This is a genomic window from Gilliamella sp. wkB292 (assembly GCF_001690235.1).
Taxonomy (GTDB): Bacteria; Pseudomonadota; Gammaproteobacteria; order Enterobacterales; family Orbaceae; genus Gilliamella; species Gilliamella apicola_F.
Genome location: NZ_LZGO01000012.1, coordinates 1 through 6373, shown reverse-complemented (window position 1 = coordinate 6373; position 6373 = coordinate 1). Strand labels below are relative to the sequence as shown.

Here is a 6373-nt window from a genome sequence, read left to right as displayed (position 1 = left end):
TTAGAAAGAAAAAATTACTCTGGCGTTGTATGGCGTTATATTTTTAAAAGACAATTAGTTACAGAAAAATTTATAGAAAGAAATCATGAAGATCATTTATTTTCTCTTTCGATTATAACAAAAGCAAAAATTTCTCATTATTTAAATAATAAAATGGCATATTTTCATCGTATTGGTCATTGTTCACTGTCAAATCTAGGTATAGACAATCTTTATACTAATACTCTTAAAAGCGTTTTACATAAATGTATACAAAAAATTACTACATTACCTTTATCTGCTATTGCTACACGTAACTATATATTAGTTATGAATGCTACTTATTTAGAAACAATATTAAAATCAGAGAAATTTTTTAACAAAGACGAAAAAGATAACTTGATTAAAGAATTAGGTTTATTGAAACTTCTCATACGCATTTATATCAACAACAAGTCTAACATCATCGGTAATATTTGTTTTATTTCAAAATTTTTAAAACAACACGATTGTTCAATATCAACAAAAATAGCATTATTGAAATGCGCTATATCCAAACAACATCCATGTTCAGATATTAAAAACAACTACAAACAATATTGTTCATTGGATAAATTTTAATAAAAGCGAGCTCAAACCAACACAATAAGATCAAAAAAGACGTACATTACTCGTTGAAATTACTTTTATGCAACCTTGTATATGTACCATTAAGGCTCAATAACTCTGAATGAGTGCCTTTTTCAATAATTTTACCATCATTCATAACCAATATCTCATCTGCATTTTCAATAGTTGATAATCGATGGGCAATTACAATAGCTGTTCTTCCTTTTTGCAGTTCATCTAAAGCTTTTTGGATCGCACGTTCTGATTCAGAATCTAAAGCCGATGTTGCTTCATCAAGAATTAAAATAGGCGTATCCCGTAATAATGCTCTTGCTATAGCAATACGTTGACGTTGACCACCTGACAATAAAACACCACTTTCACCAACCTTTGTGTCAAAGCCATTTTCAAGGCCCATGATAAAATCATAAGCATAGGCTTTCTTAGCTGCTTCTTCTATTTGTTCTTGAGAATATATTCCTAGTCGTCCATAAGCAATATTATTAGCAATTGTATCGTTAAATAAATGAACGTTTTGAGACACTAATCCAATCTGATTTCTTAAAGAGTAAAGAGTAAAGTTTTGTATATTAGTATCATCAATTAAAATATTTCCTTGAGATACATCATAAAAACGGGTTAATAAACTGGCTATTGTAGTTTTTCCTGATCCTGAACGCCCCACTAAAGCAACAGTTTTACCAGCAGGGACAGTAAAACTAATATCATTCAAAGCCAATTCATTTCTTGTTTCATAACCGAATGATACGTTTTCAAAAACTATATTACCTTCTACTCTTTCAACATCTAAAGTCCCGCGATCATTTTCTACAGGTTGCTCTAATATTGCAAACAACGTTTGACACGCAGCCATACCTTTTTGGAATCCAGCATTAACACTAGTTAAGCTTTTTATTGGTTGCATTAAAGCAACCAATGAGGAAAAAACGACGGTGAACTCACCTGGAGTGATATTCAAATCTGGATTACTCGCAGTTAATAAAACAAATGCAATAGCAAATGAGATTACTAACTGCACAATAGGTGTTGATAATGCTGATATTGAAACTAAACGCATTCCATCACGTCTAAATTTATTACTTACTTTTTCAAAATTTTTCGATTCTTCATCCTGTGCACCAAATATTATAATTTCTCTATGCCCTTTTAGCATTTGCTCAACAGACATAGTGACATTACCCATCGAATTTTGCATATTTTTGGCTAATCGCCGAAATCTAACAGAGATATAAGTGATTAAAGCAATTACAATGGGGGTAATGATAATCAAAGATAGTGATAACTGCCAACTATTATAAAACATTGTATAAAACAACCCACAAATAAAGGCTGATTCACGAATTATTGTAATTAAAGCATCAGATGAGGACGCTGCGACTTGGTCAGTATCATAAGTAATTCTTGACAACAATCTACCAGTTGAATTTTGATCAAAATAACTAACAGGTGCATCAACAAAATGGCTAAATAATTTTTGCCGAATTTTCATCACAATTTTACCAGAAACTAATGATAGAAAAATGGAATAACCATAATTAGCAATCCCTCTCAACAAAACTAGAGCAAAAATATAAAAAGGTGCCATTAATAAAAATTCTTGATCATTCATAGAAAAACCGAGATCAAGTAATGGTCGTAATAATGCAATTAATGAAGTATCAGCAAAAGCACTAGCAATCAGCAAAATAACAGATAAAAATAAGATAAATTTATGTTCTGCAATAAATGGCCATAACTTTAAGAAAGTTCTTAATGTTGATGAATCTTTATCTATTTCATTTATATCTTGTTGTGTCATATTCAATATTATCTTTTGGTTTATTCTAAGAATTAAATTGCATTTTATGCATTTGAGCATAAATTCCATTTGCAGACATTAATGATTGATGGTTTCCATCTTCTACAACCTTACCATCATCGATAACTAATATTCGATCTGCTTTTTCAATAGTAGACAGTCGATGAGCAATAATAATTGATGTTCTATTTTTTTGTAAAATATCTATAGCATCTTGAACCAATCGTTCAGATTCATTATCTAATGCTGAAGTTGCTTCATCAAAAATTAAAATTGGATTATTTCGTAATAAAACACGTGCTATTGCAATTCGTTGTCGTTGCCCACCGGATAACAAGATACCGTTATCACCGATCTCGGTATCAATTCCCTTATCCAATTTATCAATAAATTCAATTGCATTAGCTAGCTTTGCTGCTCTAATTATATCTTCTTTACTGTAAAGGTGTTTTTCACCATAAGAAATATTTTCAGCAATGGTTCCATTAAATAAATGTACATTTTGAGAAACATAACCAATTTGGTTGCGTAATGATCTTAATGTATATTGTTGAATATTTATAGAATCTATTAGAATTTCACCTATAGATACATCATAAAAACGCGGAAGTAAGCTTGCAATGGTGGATTTACCTGCCCCTGAACGACCAACAAGAGCTATAGTTTGACCGGCTTCAATCTTTAACGAAAGATTATTCAGCGCTGGTGCATTCCTTGTGGGATAGGTATAGGTTACATTTTTGAACTCAATATTTCCTTTAATTTTATCGGCAACAATACTACCGCGATCCTCTTCTAAAGGCGAATGCAAGAGATCAAATAGTGATTCGCAAGCAATTGCACCTTTTTGTAATTCAACATGCAAGCTTGTTAATTCCCTTAATGGCCGCATAACCGCCACCATCGCAGAAAAAACGACAGTAAATGAACCTGGCGTAATATCAAGATGTTGACTAGCAACTAAATAAAGTATAAAGCCTAATCCTAGAGTAGCAACTAACTGAATGATAGGAGTTGACAATCTTGAGACTAACTCTATTTTGAGCATACCACGCCGAACACCATCTGTAATATAATTAAAGTTACGTTTTTCATATTTTTGAGCATTAAAAATTAAAACCTCTTTATGTCCCTTCAGCATTTCATCAGTTGCTGTAGTAATTTGTCCCATTCCTTGTTGCATGGAAGCGATGGTTTGTCTGAACTTTTTAGCTATATATTGAGCTATTAAGATAACTAATGGAACTAAAATAATAAGTACTGAAGCCAATTTCCAACTGCCATATAGCATAACAATACATAATCCTATTGCATAAGCTATCTCTCGAATAAGAATAATCAGTGCATCGGAAGAAGCTTTTGATAACATTTGAGTATTAAAAGTTATAATGGAAACAAGATCACCAACGGATTGCTTATCATGAAAACTGGTAGGACTTTTAATTAAATGATCAAATATCATCTGTCTAAATTTAGTTACCACTTTACCCGATAACCAAGAAAGACAATAAGTTGACACATAATTGGACAGCCCTCGCAATAAAATTAAACCGATAATAGCAATAGCTATTGCAATCAAAAGAGAATAATTTTTATCCATTAATCCATGATCTAACAATGGTTTAGTTAGTGAGATCAAAGTAGCATCAGTAGCTGCATTAAGTAACAGTCCAATAACCGCAACAAATAACGCTTTTTTAAATGGCCTAATAAAAGGCCACAGTTTTTTTAAAGCCGTAAATGAGTTTAATTGTTGAGACATAATAAAAGATTATAAAAATATTATTTGCAGGCATTATACTATAAATTAAGCTATTGCCGTTAACTATATTCTTTTCGTAGCCAGAATAATTGAAATTATAATATTTCAATATGATTAATTATGTTTTTCCTTTTTTTAAGTTTTAATTTAAACCCTAAGAAACAAACAAGATAATACTTATCACAATCCCAAAAACCTAATAATCGCTGTCTCTTTGTTAAAAATAACTTGTTTATCTTACCAATACGTTGGTATCGCCTTTCAGATAAAGCTTTTATATAATGATTATTTGGATAATAAGAAGTTAAATTATATAGCTTGACAATTTCTGTCGATTTATTTAAAACACACATCCGCTTATTTTTAGGAAATCGTCGTAACGTTTCATAAATTTTATCCAAAAACAAATTAACAAGTGTAGGTTTTATTTTTTCAATTAAACCCCACCTAAACATAAAATTAAGTAAATATTCAAAACACAACAACGAATCTAATTCATGTGAAATTTTGTGTCCTGTATTATATTGGTTTTTTTGTGCCATGATAGAACCGTTTCTTATAAGATAATTATAAAATTTCTCATTGACAAAATACACGGAATCACTAACTAAAGCATAAGACCAAAAGAAAGGGTTATCTTCATACCACAGACCAAGAGGAAACCTAATTTTATAGTTGTTTATAATTGAAAGTTTAAATATTTTATTCCAAGCAACTACATCCATTTTAGATACAACATCGTTTGATAATTTAACCAAACCTGTATGATTATGTTCAAAATACTTTTCGTCTTGTTTGCGATTCACATTATCTTCTATTACAAGTTGTGTTGCAAAATAAACAAGATCCACTCCAGGGATATCAAGATAAGGTAACAATTTCTCATAAGCATTTGGTTCGATAAAATCATCAGAATCAATAAAAGTAATGTATTTACCTTGAGCATTATCAATACCAATATTTCTTGCTGAAGACATACCACCATTTTTTTTATTAATAATTTTAATTCTATTATCAATCTGACTATATTTTTTGAGAATATCAAGTGAATTATCAGTAGAACCATCATTAACACAAATTATTTCAATATTTTCAATTTTTTGATTTAAAACACTGTCTAAACATTTACTTAAATATTTTTCTGTGTTATATACAGGAATGATAATAGACAAAACTACAGACATAAAAAAGAACCTTCCAATCATCGTACAAACGATTATTATTCTAATTTATTTATAAAGATAAATATATATTTTATTTTAAATGATATATAGCCATATTTTCAATCTGCTTTCGTAACTTGTTTATTTTTCTTTTCACACAACAATACGGAAGTAAGCTAAACAAAAAAAATAATACAATTTTCTTATAATATCTAAACTTGGAATTTCGGCGCAATTGATTATTATCTACCATTTTTGTTTTAATAACATCAAAATCAGGCCCATGCTTATAATTAATAGGATATGGGTTTAATCCTTTTTTGCGCCAAAAGTTAACCCACCATACTTCCATACAATAAAAATTTTCCGGCGAGATATTTATATCGAACTCTAAATATAACGACGAGGATTTATCAATATCTTCTGGTTTCCCAAAAAAAATTAGGTCAGCACCAGCTAAAAATCGTGGATCATCGACCATATTACCTCTTCCAAATGGGTTAAAAGCATGAAAAATTACATTACTTGGTATTTCAAGATCAAAATTTGCATAGCATCGAATTATATCATCTATTCTAAAAGGAGATTTAAAGAAAATATCAGGCCTAGTAACAATCACCCAGTCATACTGGATATTTTCTTTTTTTTGATATTCATCACGCAATTTATTAACCCTGTAAATAGAATATGAATTATTTAAACACCCTTTCTTTGCTCGGGGAAATTTACCTATTTTCTCTATTAAAATTTCATTTGGGCAATCTAATTGTGATTCAATTACAATTTTTTTTGGCTGATATAATTTATTAACCAATGAAATATGTTCTTCAGTTAATAATTGCTCAGTTAAAGCCTTGCCATCCAAATTACGGTAATTTATTGTTGAGTGATCTAATTCATCCCAAGAATGAATAAATATATCGATTTCATAACCATCTGATATATTTTCCTCTAACAAAAACTTTTTAAATGAATAAAAAGTATGTTCAAATGTTCTTAAATGACCAAAAAGTTGAATTGCAATACGTTTTGAAATCATGA

General features: G+C 29.9%; 4 protein-coding genes and 1 pseudogene. 1 reads left to right on the top strand and 4 read right to left on the bottom strand.

What is annotated here, in order from left to right; all coding sequences use genetic code 11:
• The coding region (locus tag A9G09_RS12820) for a hypothetical protein (protein WP_176700930.1) at positions 1-600 on the top strand (600 nt) is incomplete at its 5' end.
• A gap of 46 nt (positions 601-646) precedes the next feature.
• Here A9G09_RS12820 and msbA (A9G09_RS00680) read toward each other — a convergent pair.
• The 4 genes and pseudogenes from msbA (A9G09_RS00680) to A9G09_RS12815 all read right to left on the bottom strand — a co-directional run.
• Positions 647-2407, bottom strand: a complete 1761-nt coding sequence (msbA, locus tag A9G09_RS00680; protein ID WP_065633003.1) for a lipid A ABC transporter ATP-binding protein/permease MsbA — start codon at positions 2405-2407, stop codon at positions 647-649.
• Positions 2408-2432: 25 nt separating this feature from the next.
• Complete coding sequence (gene msbA / locus A9G09_RS00675) at positions 2433-4169, bottom strand: lipid A export permease/ATP-binding protein MsbA (RefSeq protein WP_065633002.1); 1737 nt, start codon at positions 4167-4169, stop codon at positions 2433-2435.
• A gap of 95 nt (positions 4170-4264) precedes the next feature.
• Positions 4265-5353: a glycosyltransferase family 2 protein gene (locus A9G09_RS00670; protein ID WP_065633001.1), complete on the bottom strand. Its 1089-nt coding sequence runs from the start codon at positions 5351-5353 to the stop codon at positions 4265-4267.
• 70 nt (positions 5354-5423) lie between these two features.
• Positions 5424-6373 (bottom strand): annotated as a pseudogene (locus tag A9G09_RS12815) (hypothetical protein); the annotation flags it as partial.

Bases quoted from the DNA above. Each gene is read 5' to 3' on its own strand.
- msbA (WP_065633003.1), bottom strand. From the start codon at position 2,407: ATGACACAACAAGATATAAATGAAATAGATAAAGATTCATCAACATTA.
- A9G09_RS00670 (WP_065633001.1), bottom strand. From the start codon at position 5,353: ATGTCTGTAGTTTTGTCTATTATCATTCCTGTATATAACACAGAAAAA.
- msbA (WP_065633002.1), bottom strand. From the start codon at position 4,169: ATGTCTCAACAATTAAACTCATTTACGGCTTTAAAAAAACTGTGGCCT.